Genomic DNA, 20,257 nt, shown 5'->3' on the forward strand with positions numbered 1-20,257 from the left:
CGGCGCCGGGCTGATCTCGGGCGGCCGGCTGAAGCGCCTGCTGGAGCGCGACCTTCTTTTTCAATCCCGGCAGGCCGCGCGCCTACTGCTTCTGCAGCCAGTCGATAACTTCGGCCACCGCGACGCGTGGTGTCGTCTGATGGTCGGCCTCGACGACGAGGCGCGTGCCGGAATAGGCGGCGCGATCGTTCATCGCGGGGCGATCGCCCGTGCCGATCACCCAGAGCGTCGGAACGCGGACCCCGCTCGCCTGCGCGGCCTGGGCTGCCGGGCCAGAGGGATCGAAGAAGTTGAGATAGGCTTCGGCCGTCGTGGTGATGGGAAAGGTCCGGCCCTGGTTGAAGTCGAGGAACTTCGCCTTCTGCGCCCCCTGCCCCGCGGCGACCATCGCCTTGGCCTGCCCCAAGCTCTCTCCGGTCTGGCTCGCGATGAAATCCGGGCGATGCCCTGGCGCCAGTGCCACCACCGCATCGACCCCACCGACGCGCGCGGCATAGCCCATGGAGATGTTCGCTCCGAGACTATGCCCGGCGAGCACGATCCGGGATGCCCCGCCGGCCTTCAGGCGCGAAACCGCCGCCTGCACTTCTCCCAAAGTCTGCTCATAGGTCCGGTAGCCGGATGTCCAGGACATGCGCGGCAGCACGACGGTCGCACCGCGCGCCTTCAGTGCCTGCGCCAATGGCTGAAGCGGACCCTGCCCACCGGCCTTGCCGTGAATGAGCACGACGCCGGCCCCGCGCAATTCGAACGCTCCGGCCGACGTCATTGCTCCGAGAACGACTGCGACCGAGAGCAATGGAACAAGCGTGCGGCGCCGACGTCCTCGCAATGCACGGCAGCTTTCCAGCATGATCATCCTTCCCCTTCCTGGAGCGAACCATCGCGGCGACAGGCAGTGGTCCGCACTCTGACCGAGACCGCGGGAACACGAGAAAAACGCTGCCGGGGGCTGTTCGACCTCACCCCCGGCAGCGCTAGCTGCCGTGCCCTGGCACGGCAGCCTCAGTCCCTGAGACGCCCGTTCGGGCTCGGAAACCTGATCACTTGCGCGGAGGTCGGTTTCGGCATGATGGCCGGGGCATCAGACACCCCTTCGCCGCGAACGGTGATATCGCGCCCGTCCTGAGCCGGTCGCTCGATATTCACCCCGGCGCGCTCGCGCTCAAACCTGCGCCGGCTGCGCGCAAGACGCGCGCCCAACGTGTCAAATCCCGGCATCGAATCGCCCCCGCTCTCCAGCCGCCACGATCAGCTATGAGCGCAAGCGAATGCGGCGGCATCCCCCATTTGGGGGGTACCGCCGCAATTTCTCCAAGGGGAGCCTAGCTCGCCCGAGGGCCGCGATTGTGAACGGCTGTCAACCTTGGGGCAAGCCGAGCATGAGCCGGATGTTCTGGACGGCGGCGCCCGACGCGCCCTTGCCGAGATTGTCGAGTCGGGCGACGAGCACGGCCTGGCCGAGATCGGCATTGCCGAAGACACGCAGTTCGAGCTTGTTGGTGTCGTTCAGCGCCTGCGGCTCGAGCTTGCCGCTCGCGTCCGCCGGCAGGACGCTGACATAGGTCGAGCCGGCATAGCGCTCGGCCAGCGCCGCCTCGAGATCAGCGGGCTTGGGCTTCCCCGGCAGCGTGTCGAGGTGCAGCGGCACCGAGACCAGCATGCCCTGCCGGAAATTGCCGACCGAGGGCACGAAGATCGGGCGCCGCTCCAGCCGCGAATAGACCTGTAGCTCAGGCAGATGCTTGTGCTTGAGGCCGAGGCCGTAGAGCTCGAAATCGGGCGCGGTGCCGGCCTCATAGGCCTCGATCATGCTCTTGCCGCCACCGGAATAACCGGAGACTGCGTTGACGGTGATCGGATAGTCGACCGGCAGCAGACCGGCATCGACGAGCGGGCGCAGCAGCGCGATGCCGCCGGTCGGATAGCAGCCGGGATTGGCAACCCGGTTGGCATTGGCGACCTTCGTGGCAAAACCCGGCTCCAGCTCGGCGAAGCCATAGATCCAGTCGGCTGCGACGCGATGGGCGGTCGACGCGTCGACGATCTTGGGGGCGTCATTGCCGAGCTCGTCGGCGAGCGCGACCGATTCCTTGGCGGCATCATCGGGCAGGCAGAGCACGACGAGATCGACGCCCGCCATCATCTCCTTGCGGGCGGCGGGATCCTTGCGCTTGTCGGGATCGATGCTCCTGACCACGACCTCCGGCACATCGGCGAGGCGTTCGCGGATGCCGAGCCCGGTGGTGCCGGCTTCGCCGTCGATGAAGATGGATTTCAGGTTCTGGCTCATCGGACCCTCGCAAGGCGTCTGGTGGAAGCGGACGGAACTGGTTGGCTGGCTCTGGAACTTGGCCTTGTCGCAAGACCGGACATCATTTTTGCGACGGGCATAAAAAAACCGCGCTCGGGGCGCGGTCGCGGGCGTTCGGGCTAGAAGCCGAGCGTCATCGCGGGCGCGCCGGGGCGGCCTGTTCTGTACGACGTCGGGTCGGGTTCGTGGTCATGTGGCGCTATATGTTCGGTGCTGGGGCGGCTGTCAATGATGGGAGCGTGGGAACCGCGAGCGAAACCCCTCCCCTGGAAGGAGAGGAGAGGGGTGAGGTGTTCGGACTGAAAACGTGAGCTTGAACCCGACTGCGCGGTGAGCGCGCGAGGAACTGGTCAAACGGCCTACACCTCACCCTGCCCTCTCCTTCCAGGAGAGGATTCCCCGCGCCTCAATACCGCAATGCTTGGAATCACATGGCAGCCGAAGCTGCCATCCCGATTCAACCTGCCCTCTTCAGCGCCAGCGCCTGCAGATAGTGCTGCGCTACAGCGGCCCCGGCGATCGCGGTCGCATCGGCATGATCGTAGGGCGGCGAGACCTCGACGATGTCCATGCCGCGGAAGTCGAGATCACGGATCGCCCAGACCAGGCGCAGCGCCTCAGCCGACGAGAAGCCGCCGGAGACAGGCGTGCCGGTGCCAGGCGCGAAGGCGGGATCGAGCGCGTCGATGTCGAAGGTGAGATAGGCCGGCCCCTGCCCCACGCGCTCCCTGATCGCGGCAGCGACGCCGTCGACGCCGAGCGCATGCGCCGCATAGGCGTCGAGCACCTTAATGCCGCAATCGCGGGGCGCGACCGTGCGGATGCCAACCTGGATCGAGCGCTCGGTGTCGATCAGCCCCTCGCGCACCGCCTCGAGCACGAAAGTGCCGTGGCTGATCGCGCCGACGCCGTCATCCCAGGTGTCCTGATGTGCGTCGAACTGGACGATGGCGAGCTTGCCGTGACGGGCGACATGGGCACGCAGCAGCGGCAGGGTGATGAAATGGTCGCCGCCGAGGGTGACGAGCTGGGCGCCGCTGGCGATGATCCCAGCCGCCTCGCTTTCGATCGCCCGGGCGCAGCCCTGCAGGTCGCTGCGCGGCAAGAGGCAATCGCCATAGTCGACCACGGCGAGCGTCTCGAACGGATCGATGCGCGAAGGATATTGCGCATCGCCGTCAAAGATCGCGCTGACGCGGCGCATCGCCTGCGGCCCGAAACGAGTGCCGGGCCGGTTCGAGACGGCGAGGTCGAAGGGCACGCCCCAGACCACGGCATCGCAGCCGGAGACATCCTTGCTGTAGCGGCGGCGCATGAAGGAGAGCGCGCCGGCATAGGTCGGGTCGTGGGCCGGGCCCTTGCGGTCGCCGGTGAAGGCGTGGTCGATCGTCGGGGTTTCAGCAGGTTCGGTCATGTCGAAAATCCGTCGGAAATCAGCGCCGGCCGTTGAGCCAGACATAGAGGCACCAGGGCAGGATCAAAGCGAGGCCGGTCAGGACGAGCCGTAGCGTCGTCCAGGCGACCGGGTATTGCAGCGCCCTGCCGTCGAGCTCCGGCACGCCATGGATCAGGCCGAGCGCGAAAGCCGGGGCCAGAAAGACGATCAGCGCGTTGACGATCCGCCGGCCGCGCGGCAGGTCGCTGCGCGCCAGCGCGAGCAAGGCCGGCACCGCGACCATGCCGAAGGCGATCAGGACGAGCAGGACGCGCATGGCGGCTTCCGTTGGCGGCTTCCGATTGAACAGGACGGCAGCCGATTTAGCACGGACGCAGTGCGGCTCCAGCCGTCTGCGGCTGTTCCTGCAGCCGATTCTGTCGTTTGAACCACCGGCGTTGCCTCACCGCCTCGTGAGTGTCGCGGCACGGCTTCGTGATTAGGGCCTCACAGCAAGGCCACAGCTTGGTCGATTTGGAGGCGGCAGAGTCAGTTGCCCCGCCCACCAGGCGCGGCCAATGGCCTTGATCACTTGCTATCGCGACTTTGGAGGCTGTCATGAACAAGACACTGATCGCAGCACTCACTTTGGCCGGCTCCCTCGGGAGCTTCGCGCTTCAATCGCCGGCATCGGCCGCCGTAAGCGACACAGGCACGCATGGCCTGATCACCACGGTCGCGAGCAACCGGACCATGCAGAACCAGCACATGACGCAACCGCAACCGGACCCGCAGACGCAGGCATATCCGGTCTATCACGACTCGCCGACGGCGACCTGGTACTCCCAGCCGATGAACCGCATGCCCTGCCATTTCACGCAGGCCTTCGTCGAAGGGCGCATGAGGCAGGTCGAAGTCTGCAACTGAGCCTAAGCCACTCAGCGGCCGCCGCCGACCCGGATGATCGAGCCGACCATGTAGGACGCGGCCTCGGAGAGCGCGAACAGCACGGCTTCGGCGATCTCCTCCGGTTCGGCGACGCGCCGCAGCGGGATAGTCGGCGCGATGCGGTCGACGCGGCCGGCATCGCCGGTCGAGAGCGCGTGGATATCGGTCTGCGTCATGCCGGGCGCCACCGCATTGACGCGGATGCCGGCGGGCGCGAGCTCGATCGCCAGGCCGATCGTCATGGAATCGACTGCCGCCTTCGAGGCCGCGTACCAGACATATTCGTTGGGCGAGCCGAGCCCGGCGGCGATCGACGAGATGTTGACGATGGCGCGATTCCTGGCGCCCTCGTTGGCGAGGAGGGCCTGCGCCGCCTCGCGCGCCACCAGGATCGCGCCGGTGACGTTGAGGTCGATGCAGGCACGGATGACCTGCGGGTCCGATTTGGCGAGCGGGCTGCTCTTGCCGGTGATGGCGGCGTTGTTGACGACCGCGGTGAGCGGCCCGAGCGCCGCCTTGGCCTCCGCGAAGACGCGGATGATATCGGCGAGGTTGCCCATGTCGCCCTGGATAGCGACCGCTCTAGCCCCAGCCCGGCCGCAAGCCGCCACGACATCAGCCGCGGCCTGCGCATTGCCCTGGTAGTTGACGGCGACGTCATAGCCGCGCTCGGCGGCGAAGCGGCAGATCGCAGCGCCGATGCCGCGGCTGCCGCCGGTGACGAGAAGGACGGGACGGTCTGACATGCGGACGGAGCTCCTGTGCAGTCGATACGATGTTGGATGTAGGCGAGCCGCTCAGGCGCCGCGGGCGATCGCCTCGATCTTCTCGATCCCGCCGAGCTTGGGCGCGAAGGAGGCCCAGACCTTCCGGGCGCCGGCTTCCCAGCCGGGCCGATCCTCCGGCTGGACGATCTTGCCGCCCTCGGCCTTCGCCTTGGCCATGGAAGCGTCCTCGTCGGCGACGATGAGCTCGTCGAAATAGCCTGTACCCTCGCCGGCCGCAGCGGCGAAGGCCGCCTTGTCCTCGGCCGAAAGGCTCTTCCAGAAGCTGGCCGAGACAGCGACGACGCCAGTCGCCCAGATATGGCCGGTCTCGATCAGATAGGGCACGACCTCGTGCAGCTTGAAGCCGACATAGGCCGACTTGGTCAGGTCCATGCAGTCGACCACGCCGGTCTTGAGCGCATTGTAGGTTTCGGGGATCGGGATCGGCGTCGGATAGGCGCCGAAGCCGGACCAGAGCTCGGTGTGGAGCGGGCTCTGGATGACGCGGATGCGCTTGCCCTTGACGCTGGCCGGCGTGGTCAGCGGCTCCTTGGCGAGGAGATGACGGGCGCCGTAATTGATGAAGCCGAGCACGACGAAGCCCTGCGCCTCGTATTTGCGCTTGAGCTCCTCGCCGAGCGGCCCGGCTAGCACGCGCTTCAGATGGGCGCGGTCGCGGAACAGGAAGGGCAGATCGAGGAGCTGCCCATCCGGCACCCAGGATGAGAGCGCCGAGATCGTGAACAGCGAGGCCTGGACCGAGCCGAGGCGCAAGCCCTCGGCAACCTCCTTCTCGCCGCCGAGTGCGGCATTGGGCACGACGCGCAGGTCGAAGCGACCGGGTGCACTCTGCGCGAGCTTCTCCGTGACGCGGCGCCAGATCTTCGTCTCCGGCTTGTCCTCGCCGAGCAGCGAGGCGACCGTGACCGGCCGGCTGGCGGCGAAGGCGCGACCCGGCAGAATGGCCGGTGCGGCGAGCGCGGCAGCGGCGAAGGCGCGGCGAGTCAAAGCCATCGGAACAACTCCTTGAAGGACAGAGGTAGCGACGGCCAGGCCGCCACCGCAAGGCAGAGGGCGAAGAGCGCGACGAGAAGGCTCGCCAACAAAGGCAGCACTGCGCGGAACACCGCGGCCGGCGACAAGCGCATGATGCCGCTGACGACATAGACGAGGATGCCGAGCGGCGGCGTCAACCCGTGGATCATCAGGTTGACGACCAGGACGACGCCGAACTGAATCGGGTCGAGCCCGGCGGCGATGGCGGCCGGCAGCAGCAGCGGCGCCAGCAGCAGGATCGCCGCACCGATGTCGAGGAAGAGGCCGGCGACCAGCAGGACGAGGTTGGAGAGCAGCATCACCGCGAGCGGGCCGCCGCCGAGCGCGGTCACCAGCCCGGCCATCTGCTCGGAGACGCGATCGACCGCTAGCAGGAAGGCGAAGGGCGCGGAGGCCCCGATCAGCAGACCGACCGCCGCCGCCTCGCCCGCGGCCTTGCGCAGGGATGCCAGTACGGTCACGCCATTCAGGCTGCGCAGCAGCAGGCAGGCGACGAGGGCATAAGCGACGGCGAGCGCCGAGGCCTCCGTCACCGTGACCACGCCGAAGCGGATGCCGACCACGACGACGATGCCGAGTCCGATCGCCGGCAACGCTCCGACGAAAGAGCGCGCCCGCTCCGCGCTGCTCGCGCGCGGGGCGGAATCGACGACGCCGCAGACACTGAGATGAATGCCGATGGCGAGCGCCGCCGTCAGCACCGCACCCGCGACGAAGCCACCGACCAGCAGCGAGCCGACCGAGAGATTGGTCGCTGCCGCGAGGATCAGGAAGGCGATCGAGGGCGGGATGATGTTGTCGAGCATCGAGACGCCGGCGACGATCGCGGCGGCATTGGCCGGTGGATAGCCGCGGGCGACCAGCGTCGGCGCCATCACCTTGGCGCCGAAGGCGGCGTTGGCAACCGAAGAGCCGGAAGCCCCGGAGAACAGCACGCTGGCGACCAGCGCAGTCTGTGCCAGCCCGGCCCGGACATGCCCGACCAGCGCCGCGGCGAAGCGCACCAGCCGCTCGGCGAGCCCGCCGGCGGTCAAGAGCTCACCGGCAAGCAGGAAAAACGGGATCGCCAGCAGCAGGAATTTCGAGACGCCCGCGACCGTGTTCTGGACGATGGCCGGCTCCGGCAGCAAGCCGCCGAAGGCGCCCGACAGCGAGACACCGGCGAGCAGCGTGAAGGGCAAAGGCGCGCCGAGCAGGAGCCCTGCCCCGGCAGCCAGCCCGGCGACCAGGCTCGGTGTCGCAACGAAGAGGCCTGTCGTGCTGTTCGCCAGTACATAGAGGCCCGCCCCGAGCACGAGCGCGGCGAGCGCCGCCAGCCTGGACTGCGCCAGCGCCGCACGCCAGAGCACGACGACGAGCGTCAGCCCGCCGCCGATGGCGAAGGTCGCAAAGCGCAGGCTTTCGGGGAGGCCGAGCACAGTCGAGGTGCCGCCGACAAGCGCCGCGACGCTGGCGCCACCGAGCGCCAGCACCAATGCGCCATGGACGGCGATCGCTTCCGCCAGGATGGCGGCGATCCGTCGGGCCGGCGCCGGCAGCAGGTTGACGACGACGTCGAGCCGCATGGCGAGAGCGCTCGTGGCCGCCAGCGGCGCACCGACCGCGACCAGAGCGACATTCAGCCAGATCGCGAGTTCGTCCGACCAGACCAGGCCGTCGCCGAAGAGGTAGCGGCGGGAGACAGCGGCCATGACGACGAAGAAGAGGACGGCAAGGATCGCAGCGCCCAGCCATTCGAGGCTGGCCTCGAGCAGAGCGAGCCCACGTCCGCGCAGTGGCCGGACGGACGGGCTGGTCGGCGCAGCGGCCATGGCGGCGCCCGGCACCAGCTCAGCGCAGCGGCGAGAAATGCGTCGGCCGCAGGATCCGGCTGCGCATTTCCAGGACGTAGGGGGCCGCCTTGGCGCGGAACACCTGCCAGCGCGGATCGGCTTCCATCGCGGCACGGCGACGCTCGCGGTCGCCGGCATCCTCGAAGCGCCACATATGCACGACCTCGTTGACAACGCCGCTATCGGTGGTGAACCAGCCGATCAGATGGCCGAGATGCGAGATCTGCAGCTCCATGCCCTCGGCGACATAAAGGTCGAGATAGTCGCGCACATGTGCGGGCTTGATGGCGTAAGTGCGCTCGTCGAGGATCATCGTCCTGCCGGTCCCTGATGGCGAAGCGGCCCAGCGGCCGAGCGATCAGTAGCCGCCTTCGTTGCAAAGCCCAACCGATGGCGCTCCAGTCGAACCTGCGATTGGCGCATGGCGACAGCATTTCACGGCCGCCGAGCACCCGCCAGCGAAGGGAGTTCGCGCAGGAACCGCGTGACAGAGAAGAATGAACCGCGATCCGGCAGAGTCGGAGCAACATCTTGCTTTTTTGGCTGATCAGTACGCTCAGCCGACATGCAGATAGAGGTCGGCCTTGGCATCGCCGCGATAGCTCGGCTCGGCGAGCGCGAATCCCGCCCACCGCAAGAGATGCACCGAGGCGCAATTATCCGGATCGACCGTCGCCCTCACCGGCGTGATGCCGCGTTCCGCGGCAAAGGCGACAAGACCAGCGAGCAGTTCCTTGCCAAATCCCTTGCCCCAGCTCGCTCGGCGCAAGCCGTAGATCACCTCCTCGGAGCCGTCGCCCGGCCGGGCAAAGCCGGCCCAGCCGATCAGCTCGCCGCCGACGCGCTCGACCACGGCGCCGGTGCCGTAGCCGAAGCGTTCGAGATTGGCGGCCGAGCGCTCGATCCAGAGCGCCGCGACATCGGGCGCCAGCGGCTGCCCGTCGTCGACGAAGCGATGGACCGCCGGGTCGGCGAAAAGGGCGGCCAGCAGCGACGCGTCGGCCAGCACGAAAGGCCTGACAACGAGCCGGGCCGTCTCAAGCTGCGAAGCATGGATCATGGGTCTGACTGAACAGTCTCAGGCTACCGGAAACGGACAGGAGCGGAAACCCGCGACCGTGCAAGCCGGATAGGAAACCCGAGACCGACGGCTACTCTTCGCCGGAGCCGTAAGATCGCTCGGCGCGATAGGAGCGTCGCTCGCCCTGGCGCTCATAGCGCCGCTCGCGATCGCGATCTTGCGTCATGACGCAGTTGGCATAGGCGTCGGTTCCGCGCTGGAAGCCATAGGCGTCGCAGCGTGAGCGGTCTTCGACGATCGGGTCCGGCGTGGTGGCGCAAGCGCCGAGAGCCAGGGCGAGAGCAGATGCGGCGATGATCCTCATGGCGCGAGGATGAAAGCGTCGCATGGCCGCTTTGCGGCGATAATCCGGCAGCGATGGGGAGACGACTGCGCCGGCTCAGCGCTTCAGCGTTCGGCGCCTCCGGCGGCGCTTTCGAGAATCCTGACAGTCTCTTCCAGGCTTTCCTTCACGCCGAGCTGGAAGTCCTTACGGAAGGCGATGATCGTGTCGGGCGGCTGGCCCTTGAAGGTGTAGACGACGCTGACCTGGTCGGGATTGACGTAGACGGGCTTGCCGTCGCTGGGCGAGGTGAATTTGCAGAGCTTGGGCACGGGTTCTCTCCGGGGCGACCGAGCGATTCACCGAAGCCTATGGCATCGGACCGAAAAGTGGAATCCACTTTTCGGAAGAATCCGATGCAATAACAATATGCTAGATCATCGTGATCGCGCCCGTTCGGACGCGCGATGATCTAGCAAAAAACGGAGGCCCCGCCTCCATCATGGAAGCGGGGCCTGCGGTATCAGCGCGCGATACGGGGACGCCCGCCGCAGAACTGCTGCTCGACCGCGCGCTCGTAGCCGAGCTCGCGGTCATAGACCATGACGGTGCGCGTCAGGCAGTCGCCGTCCTGCACCAGTCCGGTGTTGATGAGACGGCCATTGGGATCGGCGACGACGGTCGGGCCACAGGCCGCGGCGGCGGAAGCAAGCCCGAGGCCGACGATGAACTTCGCGATACGGTTCATGACCGCTCCCTCACATATAGAGGCCGCGGCCACAGCGGCGCACGCGCCGGTTCTCGTAGTAGCCGGTATAGCGGTTGAAGACGCGAACCGTCTTGTAGAGGCAGTATTTGCCGTCGTTGCGACCGTCGTAATAGGTCCGGCCGGTGTCGAGATCGACGCCGAGGAACTCGTCCTTGCCCTTCTTGCCGCCCTGGGCGAAGGCCGGGGCGGCGGCAAGGCTGAGAACAGCGAACCCCGCTGCGGCGATGGCTATCTTGAGCATGGCATTTCTCCTGTCTTGCGGCGGAAATATGTCCAGCACCGCGTGGCGGGCTTTGCGTCCGTCAGTCCGATTTTCGCGCGCTTCCGCGAGATTATCCATGGTGACCGGCCAGATCGGCAGGCAGATCACCGCTATTCCCCCCGCAAACCCATAGCAGATCAGCTTGTGCCTTTGCTACCCGATAGTGCCGCAATCTGGCCACGATTGTGACGAGAGCAAGAATCGACGCCCGGGCTCGCCCGATGCCGGACACGAACCGGAGCTGTTCTCCGACTCGTGGAGATGCCAATGACGGGCCAGGGAAGGATGCTTCGCGTTACGACAGTCGTGAGGCGATTGGAGCGGGTGAAGGGAATCGAACCCTCGTATTCAGCTTGGAAGGCTGCTGCTCTACCATTGAGCTACACCCGCGCCGGGCCGCCAAATTCCGCATCGGACCGGCCAGTGTCAACCCATCCCGGCAAAGAAGATCGCCTCATCCACCCGAGGTGTGTGGGCGCGAGCTCATATGTCGCTCAAGGCACGCTGGCCGAGCCAGATCGCCGCGCCGGTGAACAGGCCGAGCGCAGCCCCCCCGGCGATCGTGCCGAAGGCCAAGGCGCCGGCAGCAGCCACTGCCATGCTGAAAAGCGCGATCCCCATGATCCCTCTCCCCGGCAGCAAATCTAGCGAGGCGGCGCCGGTCGACTGCCCCCATTTGGGGGCGAAAGAACAAATTTCGAGTCATTGAGCTCCAAGCCCCCCAAATGGGGGGCGATTGCCCCCCTCAGCGCTGATACGGATTTGCTGGGGGAAATGACATGTCCGAACTCAGCGAGCTCTACTGTCCATTCAGGGCCGAGATCATCTCGGCCATTCCGATGCGGCTGGCGTTGCTGATTCACAGCGCCGGTATGCTAGCCCTGCTTTTGCTCGAGCCCTGATCAGATCTGTCGCCCGAATCGCGCCAACAACGGCGCATGCCCGCCGGTTTCGCACCGACGAGGCGATGACCACCTCCACCAGGTTCGGGAACTGAACAGCTAGCGCTTGGCCATCTCGATATCGGGAATCGTCGGCCCGGTGGCGCCGCGCTCGCTCTCGACCAATGGCGGCGATGGGTTTCGCGATATCCGCAGTGCTATGTAGATGGCGACGCCGACCGAAAGCGCGACGAGATAGATCAGCATGCCCTGCGGGCCCCGGAGCTGCATCAGCAAGGTCGCGGCCAGAGGCCCGATCGCCGACCCTGTTCCCCAGAGGAACAGCAATTGCGCCGAGAGCCCGACGGCCTGGTCGCGGCCCATGCGGAAATAGGCATGCGTGACGGCAACCGTATAGAGCGGGATGCTGCAGCCGCCGATCAGGGCGAACAGGCCAAAGAGCCAGATCCGGCCATGGGCGGCATCGACCTCCAGGAGCATCATCAGCCCGGCTGCAACCACCGCGACGATACTGGTGGCGACGAGCATGATCAGGCGGCTGGCGACGCGGTCCGCCAGCATGCTCATCGGCCATTGCAGCAGGAGGGCGCCGATCTGGATGCCGGCGGTGAGCAGGATCGTCGCCCGCTGGTCGAGACCCGAGAGGATGCCGTAAGCGGGGGCGACGCTGGTCAGCGGGCCGCCCACCATGCCGACATAGAGGCAGCCGACGACGGCGGCCGGCGCCTGTCGCCATAGCGTCCGCAGCCCGACCGAGACGATTTCGCTCGATTCGGGGCCCCTCGCCCGCGTCAGCGCGACCGGGATCAGCGCGATGGAGAAAGCCATGCTGGCGAAGAGGAAGATGTCCTGCGACTGGATCGCGACATAGCCGACCCCGATCTGCGAGCCGATCAGCGCGACGCGGTTGAGGATCTGGTAGATGCCGAAGATGCGGCCACGCTGGGCCCGGTTGGCCTGCCCGCTGATCCAGCTCTCGATGCAGATGCCGTGGCCGGCAGCCGCCAAGCCCATGACCAGCCGCGCCAGGCCCCACCAGGCCTCCGGCAACAGCGGAAAACTCAGCGTCGAGACGGCCTGAAGCGCGGCGAACACGGCAAAGCCGCGGATATGGCCGACCCGCCTGACAAGCGAGGGGTTGACGAAGCAGCCGATCAGGAAGCCGAGCGAATAGGCCGAGGCGACGAGGCCGATCAGCAGCGGCGGCTGGTTCGCGACCGCCATCTGCAGCGGTACGACCGTGTTCACGATCGTACCGGCGACCTGCAGGATCAAAGCGCCTGCAACGATGGCGCCGAGCGCGGCGACAGAACCGCCATGGGTCTTTGCTGTCACGGCGCTGTCATGCCCGAATAGCCATTTTTATGAAGCTAGCAGCTCGCACAGCCTCGGGAAAGGCAAAGCGTTCCATCGTCCGCGCCCATTTCCGCGCCGCGTCGCAGGCGCGGGCAACGAACCGGATCATCGTGGAAAAACAGCGCTCGAAGAGCAAGGTGGTGGGGGAAGCAGGACTCGAACCTGCGAAGGCATAGCCAGCGGATTTACAGTCCGCCCCCTTTGCCGCTCGGGACATTCCCCCGCCTTGCCGCAAGCCGCCCCGAAGGGCCGGCCGCAACCGCCTGTTTCACTTTTGTGAAGGGCGGCAGGCGCGGGCGGACTTATGAGGAGAGGGCCGCCGCCTGTCAACGCCTAAAAGCCAACTAGCGACAAGCAATCTTGCCGGCGGTCCGTTCAACCCTTCGACCAGGTGGCGGGGTGACGCTTGCGCCAGACCAATGCAGCAGGAACGAAAGCCTGGAACGGCGTCTCGTGCGGCCGCTCGATCGCGTCTGCCAGGTCGGGCGGGGGATGAATCAGGCTGCGCACCCCATGGCGATGGATCCAGACCGGCAGCTCCTCCTGCCTGGCGAACATGTCGACGACCCGCCTGACCAGCCCGCTGCGCAGCGCCCGCGAGCTCCCGACCGGCCGCGCCACCACGCAGAAGCGCGCGAACGGATTCGGATGGCCCTCCTCGCCCTCCAGGCAGAAGATCACGCCGCTCCGGTCTGGCCGCGCCTCGTCCGGCATGGCGTCGATGCGCCGCCACAGGCAGAACCAGCGCCGGCAGATATCCGGCCGCGTCGCATGAATGCCGCAGCCCTTGCCGGTGTTGTGGCGGCACATGATGCCGGCCGGCTTGCCGACCTCGGGATCGATGATGCGCAGCACCTCGCAGCAGGCGACGCAGTCGCCGCAATCGCGGCCAGGCACGAGATGGTTCAGCGTCCGGCCCGAACGCATCGTGCCGGTGTCGGAGCTGTCCGCCATGACGCGCCTCCCGGGGCTGCGGCGAAGCCTCAGGCTAGCGCGAATCCTTACCCATCGGAAGCGAGGCCCCGCACGCGCTCCAGCACGAAGGCGACCCGCGTCTCGACATCCGCACGCGGGAGCTCGACCAGTTCGTAGCCTTGATCGCAATAGGCCGCAGTGACCGCCTCATAGGTGCGCTCCGCCTCGGCGAAGTCCTGCTTGCGCTCGGCATCCTGCGCGTAGATCTCGCGCCAGGGTGGCGCAGCGAAGACAAGGGGAGAATAGCGGAAAGCGCGGGCCGCCCGGTCGAGATGCGCCGGCACCGGCAACCCGCAGAGCCGCAGATAACCGATGCTGTCGGGCACGCCGCGGTCGAAGAAGACCGGAGTCGAGCCCGTTTGTGCTTCACCGTGCGAGCGCAGATCGAAATTCAGCATCAGTTCGGCGAAGAGCGCCTGGTCGCGCCAGGGCAAGGCCGCCCCGTCGATCGCGAGCTGGTCGCGGATGATCGCCCGCCCCGCCTCGGGCATGACGGCATGGCCCAAAGCCGCCAGTGCGGCCAGCAGGGTCGTCTTGCCGGCGCCCGGCCCGCCCGTCACCACGAACAGGCATTCGTCTTTCTTCGTCATCTGCATTGCTCTCCTTGCGATGAATGAGGTGAAAATCTCGCTTCCGCGCCTTCGGGCTGGCCAAGCCGGCCGCGCCATGGCAGGGCATGGCGTCACCTTTCCGGAGCCATGATGTCCGCCCCGCCCCGCCCCCGTCCCCAGAGCCGCCACGGTCGCCCGCATCGGGACGGCCCGCCGCCACACCGGCCCGGCGAGATCGACGAGGCGATCCTCTATGGCGCTCATCCGGTGATCGAGGCGCTGCGCAATCCGCGCCGGCGCTTCCGCAAGCTGCTCGCCACCGAAAACGCGCTGAAGCGCCTGGCCGAGGAGGTCGGCGAATTGCCGCTCGTGCCGGAGATGGTGCGGCCCTCGCAGATCGACCGGCTGCTGACGCCCGATGCGGTGCATCAGGGGCTCTATCTGGTCTGCGATCCCCTGCCCTCGCCCGATCTCGACAGCCTTCCGGACGACGCGATCGTGCTGGCGCTCGACCAGATTACCGATCCGCACAATGTCGGGGCGATCCTGCGCTCGGCCGCGGCCTTCGCCGTCGCTGCCGTGATCGTCACCATCCGTCATTCACCGGCGGCGACCGGCGTGCTGGCGAAATCGGCTTCCGGCGCACTCGAGCACGTGCCGCTGGTCGCGGTAAAGAATCTGGGGGATGCGCTGGATAAGCTCGGCGAGCGCGGCTTCCTGCGTCTCGGCTTCGATTCGGAAGGGGACGTCTCGCTCGACGAGGTTCCGTTGCGCAAGCCGCTGGTCCTGGTGATGGGGGCCGAGGGCAAGGGCCTGCGCCAGCGTTCGCGTGAACTCTGCGACCATCTCGCCCGGCTCGACATGCCCGGCGCGATCAAGAGCCTCAATGTCTCCAACGCGACGGCGATCGCACTCTACGCCGCGACCCGGCGCCGATAAGGCTCAGCGTCGCGCCACCCGGCCGTCGCTGCCGAAGCGCATGACCCGCACCACCGGGCGACCCCTGTGCGTCTCGATCCGGTACAGGACGGGATCGGCCGCAGGCGGCCGCGGAATGCCGATCGCGACAGGGATCGAGGGCTCCTTCACCGAAGGCGGCTCGCTCGCCTCCGGCAGCACGACCACGACCCGCTGGTCGCCCGGCCAGCCATAGAGACCGGAATAGCCGCCGCCATAGAAGCCGCCCCGGCCATGGCGGACATGACCGGGCCGCGCGCCCGGCCGCATCGCGGCGAAACCCGGAGCCGAAGCGGAGAGGCCGGGCCGGGGCGCCGCGCCGAAACCCGCCGCCGCGGCCGGAAACGCCAGGAGCCCCGCAAGCGCGGCGAGAAGAGGCATTCCGGAGCGAACTTTCATGCGATCGTCCCCTTCCTCGACAGCCTGCCGGCCCGAGGACGGCATGGTTGGCGAAAGGTTAACAATTCGGATCGGGCAAGGCGAGTCACGCCGAGATGTCGAGGCCGCTCGGCTTCGAAAAAGCGCTCAGCCCTTCGTCTTACGCCTTTCGGTGCAAGACCAAGTGCTCGGTTGAAGATCGCCGGGTGTGGAAGCATTCCTAGCCCATCAAACTTGGCTTTTCAAAGGCCTTTGCCCTGAGTCGGTCTAGCGCCGGCTCCAAGCGAAGAACCGCCGACAAGGCGGCGTGAGGGCGCAGCGGATGGTCCGCAGCGCCCGGGGGAACGCAAAAGCGGGAGCGCTTCATGAGCATGGCACAAGCATCCGGGGTGGCTCAGCCACGCCCGATGACCAGGGAGGAAAGGAAGGTCATTCTGGCCTCCTCCCTGGGCACGGTCTTCGAATGGTACGATTTCTATCTCTATGGCGCGCTCGCCACGATGATCGGCGCGCATTTCTTCTCGGCCTTCGACGCCAATACGCGCGCCATCTTCGCCCTGCTCGCCTTCGCCGCGGGCTTCCTCGTGCGCCCGTTCGGCGCGCTGTTCTTCGGCCGCCTCGGTGACCTGATCGGCCGCAAGTACACCTTCCTCGTCACAATCCTGATCATGGGCGCATCGACCTTCCTGGTCGGCCTGCTGCCGAGCTACAACAGCATCGGCTGGATCGCCCCGGTGATCCTGATCGCGCTGCGCATGCTCCAGGGCCTGGCGCTCGGCGGCGAGTATGGCGGCGCGGCGGTCTATGTCGCAGAGCACGCTCCCCCGGGACGGCGCGGCTTCTACACCTCGTGGATTCAGACCACGGCGACGCTCGGCCTCCTGCTCTCGCTGATCGTCATCCTCGGCATCCGCACCACCATGGGCGAGGCCGACTTCGCCGCCTGGGGCTGGCGCATCCCGTTCCTGGCCTCGATCATCCTGCTCGCCATCTCGGTCTGGATTCGCCTCCAGATGCAGGAATCGCCGGCCTTCCAGAAGATGAAGGCGGAGGGCACGGGCTCGAAGGCGCCGCTGTCGGAAGCCTTCGGCCAGTGGAAGAATGCCAAGATCGCGCTGCTGGCGCTGTTCGGCCTTACCGCCGGCCAAGCCGTCGTCTGGTACACCGGCCAGTTCTACGCGCTGTTCTTCATCCAGAGCATCCTCAAGGTCGACCTCTACACCTCGAACGTGCTGATCGCCTGGTCGCTCATCATCGGCACCGGTGGCTTCATCGTCTTCGGCTCGCTGTCCGACAAGATCGGCCGCAAGCCGATCATTCTGGCTGGCTGCCTGATCGCGGCGCTGACCTATTTCCCGCTGTTCGGCGCGCTCACCAAGGCTGCAAACCCCGGCCTCGCCGCGGCGCATGAGAACGTCAAGGTCCAGGTCGTCGCCGATCCCGCCACCTGCGGCTCGGTGTTCGATCCGGTCGGCGTGCGCACCTTCACCCAGCCTTGCGACATCGCTCGCCGGACGTTGGCTGCGCAGGCGATCCAGTACACCCAGGCCCCGGCCCCGGCCGGCACGCCTGCCAAGGTCACGGTCAACGGCAAGGATGTCGCGATCGATGCCAGCTTCGCCGCGAACATCGGCAAGGAAGCGGTCGCGGCCGGCTATCCGGCGGCGGGCGATGCGCGCATCGTCAAGACCGGCTTCCTCGGTGCATTGTTCAGCGCGCAGTCGCTGACGATCATCGCGATCCTGACCGTGCTCGTGATCTACGTGACCATGGTCTACGGCCCGATCGCCGCCGCGCTGGTCGAACTCTTCCCGACCCGCATCCGCTACACCGGCATGTCGCTGCCCTACCATATCGGCAACGGCTGGTTCGGCGGCCTGCTCCCGGCGACCTCGTTCGCCATGGTGGCCGGCACCGGCGACATCTTCTACGGCCTCTGGTACCCGATCGTGATCGCGATGATGACCTTCGTCATCGGCATGCTCTTCGTGCCCGAGACCAAGGATCGCGACATCCTGACCCACGACAACGGCTGATCCGTCAGCCAGGACCGGCCAAGGCCGAGTCGAGAGCCCCGCCCGAAAGGGCGGGGCTTTTTTGTCGAGTAGCGCGAGCCGAGGGATATCGTCACGAAGCGGGCACAAGCGGAATATTGGCAGATCCATTGACCTGATACTTAGAACTGCCGCAACTGGAGGAGATCGACATCGAGATAGCAATTCATGAAGTCGAGTCCCGTTCTTCCTATTCTTCAAAAACTGGCGCAGAGCATAGCCGCCAATATTGATTCGATAGACCTTGACGATGGACCGCTTTGGTCCCTGTGCTGCCTGCAAAGACTGCTCGTCACAAGCAGATATTAACTCATCTTGGCTAGTTTTCACTGCAGCCGGGCAAGCTGGGAGCGCTTGATCATGCCTGACGCCGAACGCAGCTACCGCTGACAACGATCGCGATGGACCTTGCAACCCTCTGGTATCTCACGATCGGAACGCTGCTCGTCGCCGCGGCCATGACCCTTTGGGAGCGGCAGGCGCACGCCCAGCGATCGCGGGAACTCGGCCTCTGGGCCGCCGCCTATGGCGTGTTCGCCCTGGGCTGCATCCTCGCGATGAACCGGAACCTGCTTCCTGGCGTGTCCGGTCCCGCCCTCACCAATGTCGTGATGGTGCTCGGCTACTTCCTGGTCCTGCAAGGGGTCATGGCGCTGGACGGCCGGCCCTTGCGTCCCGCCTTCATCGCGGGACTCCTCGTTGGGATCGGCACCGCCTGGTTCGTCTTGGGCACCGGCTGGGCGAGCCTGCTCTGGAACCACGCGAGCGCGTTTCCAATTGCAGCCATCTGCGCGTTGACCGTTTTCGCGCTGTTCCGCAGCCGCACAGCGAAAGGTTCGCGCTCTCGCTCGATCGCGATCGCTGTCTTCGCCTGCCACAGCCTGACCTATGCCGTCCGCACATTCGTCGTGCCGATGGTCGTCTCGGCCTATGGCGAGAGCGTCTTGCCAGTTGTCGCCAAGCTGACGATGTACGAAGCCGTGCTGTTCACGGTCGCGATGCCGATGTCCCTGATCGCTCTGGTGCGCGAGGAGGATCGGGCGCGACTGCTGGCGAGCGCGCGCACCGACTTCCTGACCGGCCTCAACAATCGCCAGGGCTTCTTCGAGCTCAGTCCCGAACGACTGCGGCAAAGCGGAAAAAATGCTTCGCATGCACTGCTCGCCTGCGACCTCGATCACTTCAAGGCGATCAACGACACCTATGGCCACGAAGCGGGCGACAGCGTCCTGAAGCTCTTCGCGCAGGTCGCCGGGAATGTGGTGGGTCCGAGCGCCCTGAGCGCGCGCCTCGGCGGCGAGGAGTTCGCGATCCTGCTGCCGGGCATGGGCGCGCAGGAAGCGCGCAAGGTCGGCGAGGATATCGCCCGGCACTTCACCGAGGCGGCGGCCCGCGGCAACGGCCTCGCCATCGTGGCTACCGTCAGCATCGGCCTGGCGGTGGAGGATGGCAGCAAGTCCGACCTGGCCGAGTTGCTGGCCGCAGCCGATGGCGCGCTTTATCGAGCGAAGCTGCTCGGACGCAATCGTATCGAGGTCGCTGAATCGCGTGGCATCGCCGCTGCGGCTTGAGCCTTCGGCGCGCCCTCGGCCCGCTACCCCGACATCACAGCGCCTCAGACCGGCAGCACGGTCACCGGCGTGCCCAGCGCGACTCGTGCGTAGAGGTGGATGATGTCCTGGTTGATCATCCGGATGCAGCCCGAGGAGACGTTGGTGCCGACGGTATAAGGCTCGGTCGTGCCGTGGATTCGGTAGCCGAGATCGCGTCCCTCGCCGAAAAGATAGAGGGTACGGGCGCCCAGTGGGCTCTTCGGCCCGCCGCGCACGCCGGGGCCACGCGGCGTCGGCTCGAGCTGAGCCCTGATCTGCGGATCGCGCTCGATCATCTCCTGCGGGGGCACCCAGTCGGGCCAGTCGCGCTTCATGTTGATCTTCGCCTGGCCCGTCCAGCCGAAGCCCTCGCGACCGACGCCGACGCCGTAGCGCGTCGCGACGCCCTGCGATTCGACGAAATAGAGATGATAGGAGCCGGGATCGACCACGATGGAGCCCGGCGGCTCGACGCCGCGAAACTCGACCGTCTGGCGCAGATAGCGCGGCTCGATACTCTGGTACTCGATCGCCGGCACCGCAAAGCGCTCGCCCGGATACTCGATGTAGACCTGCGCATAATTCGGGCGCGTCAGCGTGCGTGTCAGGCTGCGCCCGCTGGGCGCGGCGATCTCCGGCAGCGCCACGATGCTGCCGCCCCCGCCGCAACCGGCAAGGCCGGGGGCGAGGAGCGAGAGGGAGGACATGGTAAAGGAACGACGGCTCAGCATGGACACATCTCAGGCAAGGCTTTCGCAAAAGCATCGACTTAGATGGTTACGGCCAGGTGAATGCCGCCGCCTCCCCTTTCATTTGGTCAGCTCGA

The 20,257-nt window shown here is 66.7% G+C and carries 24 protein-coding genes and 2 tRNA genes; 5 read left to right on the forward strand and 21 right to left on the reverse strand.

The features are described from left to right. Positions 1-82: 82 nt before the first annotated feature. The 4 genes from ACQKLX_RS27975 to ACQKLX_RS27990 all read right to left on the reverse strand — a co-directional run bounded on the left by ACQKLX_RS27975 (position 83) and on the right by ACQKLX_RS27990 (position 4,026). On the reverse strand, positions 83-769 hold the full coding sequence (locus ACQKLX_RS27975) for an alpha/beta hydrolase (protein WP_427364827.1): 687 nt from the start codon (positions 767-769) through the stop codon (positions 83-85). Positions 770-1,360: 591 nt separating this feature from the next. Continuing rightward, positions 1,361-2,293, reverse strand: coding sequence for an N-acetyl-gamma-glutamyl-phosphate reductase (gene argC / locus ACQKLX_RS27980; protein ID WP_427364828.1), 933 nt, complete (start codon positions 2,291-2,293; stop codon positions 1,361-1,363). A 478-nt stretch (positions 2,294-2,771) separates the two neighbouring features. Further along, the gene (gene speB, locus ACQKLX_RS27985; protein ID WP_427364829.1) at positions 2,772-3,728 is read right to left on the reverse strand and encodes an agmatinase; all 957 of its coding nucleotides are present in this window, start codon (positions 3,726-3,728) and stop codon (positions 2,772-2,774) included. Between the two features lie 19 nt (positions 3,729-3,747). Beyond that, positions 3,748-4,026: a hypothetical protein gene (locus tag ACQKLX_RS27990; RefSeq protein ID WP_427364830.1), complete on the reverse strand. Its 279-nt coding sequence runs from the start codon at positions 4,024-4,026 to the stop codon at positions 3,748-3,750. 281 nt (positions 4,027-4,307) lie between these two features. On the opposite strand from ACQKLX_RS27990, the gene ACQKLX_RS27995 reads away from it, so the two are divergent. Continuing rightward, complete coding sequence (locus ACQKLX_RS27995; protein WP_427364831.1) at positions 4,308-4,616, forward strand: hypothetical protein; 309 nt, start codon at positions 4,308-4,310, stop codon at positions 4,614-4,616. Between the two features lie 11 nt (positions 4,617-4,627). Here the strand turns inward: ACQKLX_RS27995 and ACQKLX_RS28000 are convergent, their stop codons facing one another. The 11 genes from ACQKLX_RS28000 to ACQKLX_RS28050 form a co-directional block, all read right to left on the reverse strand. Continuing rightward, complete coding sequence (locus ACQKLX_RS28000; protein ID WP_427364832.1) at positions 4,628-5,383, reverse strand: SDR family oxidoreductase; 756 nt, start codon at positions 5,381-5,383, stop codon at positions 4,628-4,630. A 51-nt stretch (positions 5,384-5,434) separates the two neighbouring features. Beyond that, a complete protein-coding gene (locus ACQKLX_RS28005; protein WP_427364833.1) occupies positions 5,435-6,418 on the reverse strand; it encodes a TRAP transporter substrate-binding protein in 984 nt (327 codons plus the stop codon). Next, on the reverse strand, positions 6,409-8,271 hold the full coding sequence (locus ACQKLX_RS28010) for a TRAP transporter large permease (RefSeq protein ID WP_427364834.1): 1,863 nt from the start codon (positions 8,269-8,271) through the stop codon (positions 6,409-6,411). The genes ACQKLX_RS28005 and ACQKLX_RS28010 overlap by 10 nt, the downstream gene beginning before the upstream one ends. Before the next feature lie 19 nt (positions 8,272-8,290). After that, the gene (locus ACQKLX_RS28015; protein ID WP_092157056.1) at positions 8,291-8,605 is read right to left on the reverse strand and encodes an NIPSNAP family protein; all 315 of its coding nucleotides are present in this window, start codon (positions 8,603-8,605) and stop codon (positions 8,291-8,293) included. Between the two features lie 243 nt (positions 8,606-8,848). After that, complete coding sequence (locus ACQKLX_RS28020; protein WP_427364835.1) at positions 8,849-9,352, reverse strand: GNAT family N-acetyltransferase; 504 nt, start codon at positions 9,350-9,352, stop codon at positions 8,849-8,851. A gap of 91 nt (positions 9,353-9,443) precedes the next feature. Beyond that, positions 9,444-9,677, reverse strand: a complete 234-nt coding sequence (locus ACQKLX_RS28025; protein WP_427364836.1) for a hypothetical protein — start codon at positions 9,675-9,677, stop codon at positions 9,444-9,446. Positions 9,678-9,760: 83 nt separating this feature from the next. Beyond that, the gene (locus tag ACQKLX_RS28030; RefSeq protein ID WP_427364837.1) at positions 9,761-9,967 is read right to left on the reverse strand and encodes a hypothetical protein; all 207 of its coding nucleotides are present in this window, start codon (positions 9,965-9,967) and stop codon (positions 9,761-9,763) included. Positions 9,968-10,158: 191 nt separating this feature from the next. Then, positions 10,159-10,383: a hypothetical protein gene (locus ACQKLX_RS28035; RefSeq protein WP_427364838.1), complete on the reverse strand. Its 225-nt coding sequence runs from the start codon at positions 10,381-10,383 to the stop codon at positions 10,159-10,161. Positions 10,384-10,393: 10 nt separating this feature from the next. Continuing rightward, positions 10,394-10,645 carry a hypothetical protein gene (locus ACQKLX_RS28040; protein ID WP_110492338.1) on the reverse strand — a complete coding sequence of 84 codons (252 nt, stop codon included), beginning with the start codon at positions 10,643-10,645 and terminating at the stop codon, positions 10,394-10,396. Positions 10,646-10,982: 337 nt separating this feature from the next. After that, positions 10,983-11,056: transfer RNA gene (locus tag ACQKLX_RS28045), tRNA-Gly, on the reverse strand. 93 nt (positions 11,057-11,149) lie between these two features. Next, entirely contained in the window at positions 11,150-11,287 is a 138-nt protein-coding gene (locus ACQKLX_RS28050) for a hypothetical protein (RefSeq protein ID WP_427364839.1), read from the reverse strand. A gap of 158 nt (positions 11,288-11,445) precedes the next feature. Between ACQKLX_RS28050 and ACQKLX_RS28055 the strand changes: the two genes are divergently transcribed. After that, the gene (locus tag ACQKLX_RS28055; RefSeq protein ID WP_427364840.1) at positions 11,446-11,568 is read left to right on the forward strand and encodes a hypothetical protein; all 123 of its coding nucleotides are present in this window, start codon (positions 11,446-11,448) and stop codon (positions 11,566-11,568) included. 99 nt (positions 11,569-11,667) lie between these two features. Here the strand turns inward: ACQKLX_RS28055 and ACQKLX_RS28060 are convergent, their stop codons facing one another. From ACQKLX_RS28060 to ACQKLX_RS28075, 4 genes are all read right to left on the reverse strand, one after another. After that, on the reverse strand, positions 11,668-12,903 hold the full coding sequence (locus ACQKLX_RS28060) for an MFS transporter (RefSeq protein ID WP_427364841.1): 1,236 nt from the start codon (positions 12,901-12,903) through the stop codon (positions 11,668-11,670). 159 nt (positions 12,904-13,062) lie between these two features. Beyond that, positions 13,063-13,147: transfer RNA gene (locus ACQKLX_RS28065), tRNA-Tyr, on the reverse strand. A 152-nt stretch (positions 13,148-13,299) separates the two neighbouring features. Then, positions 13,300-13,878, reverse strand: coding sequence for a hypothetical protein (locus ACQKLX_RS28070; protein WP_427364842.1), 579 nt, complete (start codon positions 13,876-13,878; stop codon positions 13,300-13,302). A gap of 47 nt (positions 13,879-13,925) precedes the next feature. After that, on the reverse strand, positions 13,926-14,489 hold the full coding sequence (locus ACQKLX_RS28075; RefSeq protein WP_427364843.1) for an AAA family ATPase: 564 nt from the start codon (positions 14,487-14,489) through the stop codon (positions 13,926-13,928). Positions 14,490-14,597: 108 nt separating this feature from the next. On the opposite strand from ACQKLX_RS28075, the gene rlmB reads away from it, so the two are divergent. Then, the gene (rlmB, locus tag ACQKLX_RS28080) at positions 14,598-15,389 is read left to right on the forward strand and encodes a 23S rRNA (guanosine(2251)-2'-O)-methyltransferase RlmB (protein ID WP_427364844.1); all 792 of its coding nucleotides are present in this window, start codon (positions 14,598-14,600) and stop codon (positions 15,387-15,389) included. Positions 15,390-15,392: 3 nt separating this feature from the next. On the opposite strand, the gene ACQKLX_RS28085 is transcribed toward rlmB, so the two are convergent. Then, the gene (locus ACQKLX_RS28085) at positions 15,393-15,806 is read right to left on the reverse strand and encodes a hypothetical protein (protein WP_427364845.1); all 414 of its coding nucleotides are present in this window, start codon (positions 15,804-15,806) and stop codon (positions 15,393-15,395) included. A gap of 386 nt (positions 15,807-16,192) precedes the next feature. Here ACQKLX_RS28085 and ACQKLX_RS28090 point away from each other — a divergent pair, with 386 nt between their 5' ends. Both ACQKLX_RS28090 and ACQKLX_RS28095 read left to right on the forward strand, forming a co-directional pair. Further along, on the forward strand, positions 16,193-17,821 hold the full coding sequence (locus ACQKLX_RS28090; RefSeq protein WP_427364879.1) for an MFS transporter: 1,629 nt from the start codon (positions 16,193-16,195) through the stop codon (positions 17,819-17,821). Positions 17,822-18,240: 419 nt separating this feature from the next. Then, on the forward strand, positions 18,241-19,410 hold the full coding sequence (locus ACQKLX_RS28095) for a GGDEF domain-containing protein (RefSeq protein WP_427364846.1): 1,170 nt from the start codon (positions 18,241-18,243) through the stop codon (positions 19,408-19,410). A gap of 44 nt (positions 19,411-19,454) precedes the next feature. Here ACQKLX_RS28095 and ACQKLX_RS28100 read toward each other — a convergent pair whose 3' ends face one another. Next, on the reverse strand, positions 19,455-20,162 hold the full coding sequence (locus tag ACQKLX_RS28100) for a L,D-transpeptidase (protein ID WP_427364847.1): 708 nt from the start codon (positions 20,160-20,162) through the stop codon (positions 19,455-19,457). Positions 20,163-20,257: the final 95 nt, after the last annotated feature.

The sequence above is a fragment of the Allobosea sp. NPDC003192 genome, from assembly GCF_050275675.1.
Classification (GTDB): Bacteria; Pseudomonadota; Alphaproteobacteria; order Rhizobiales; family Beijerinckiaceae; genus Allobosea.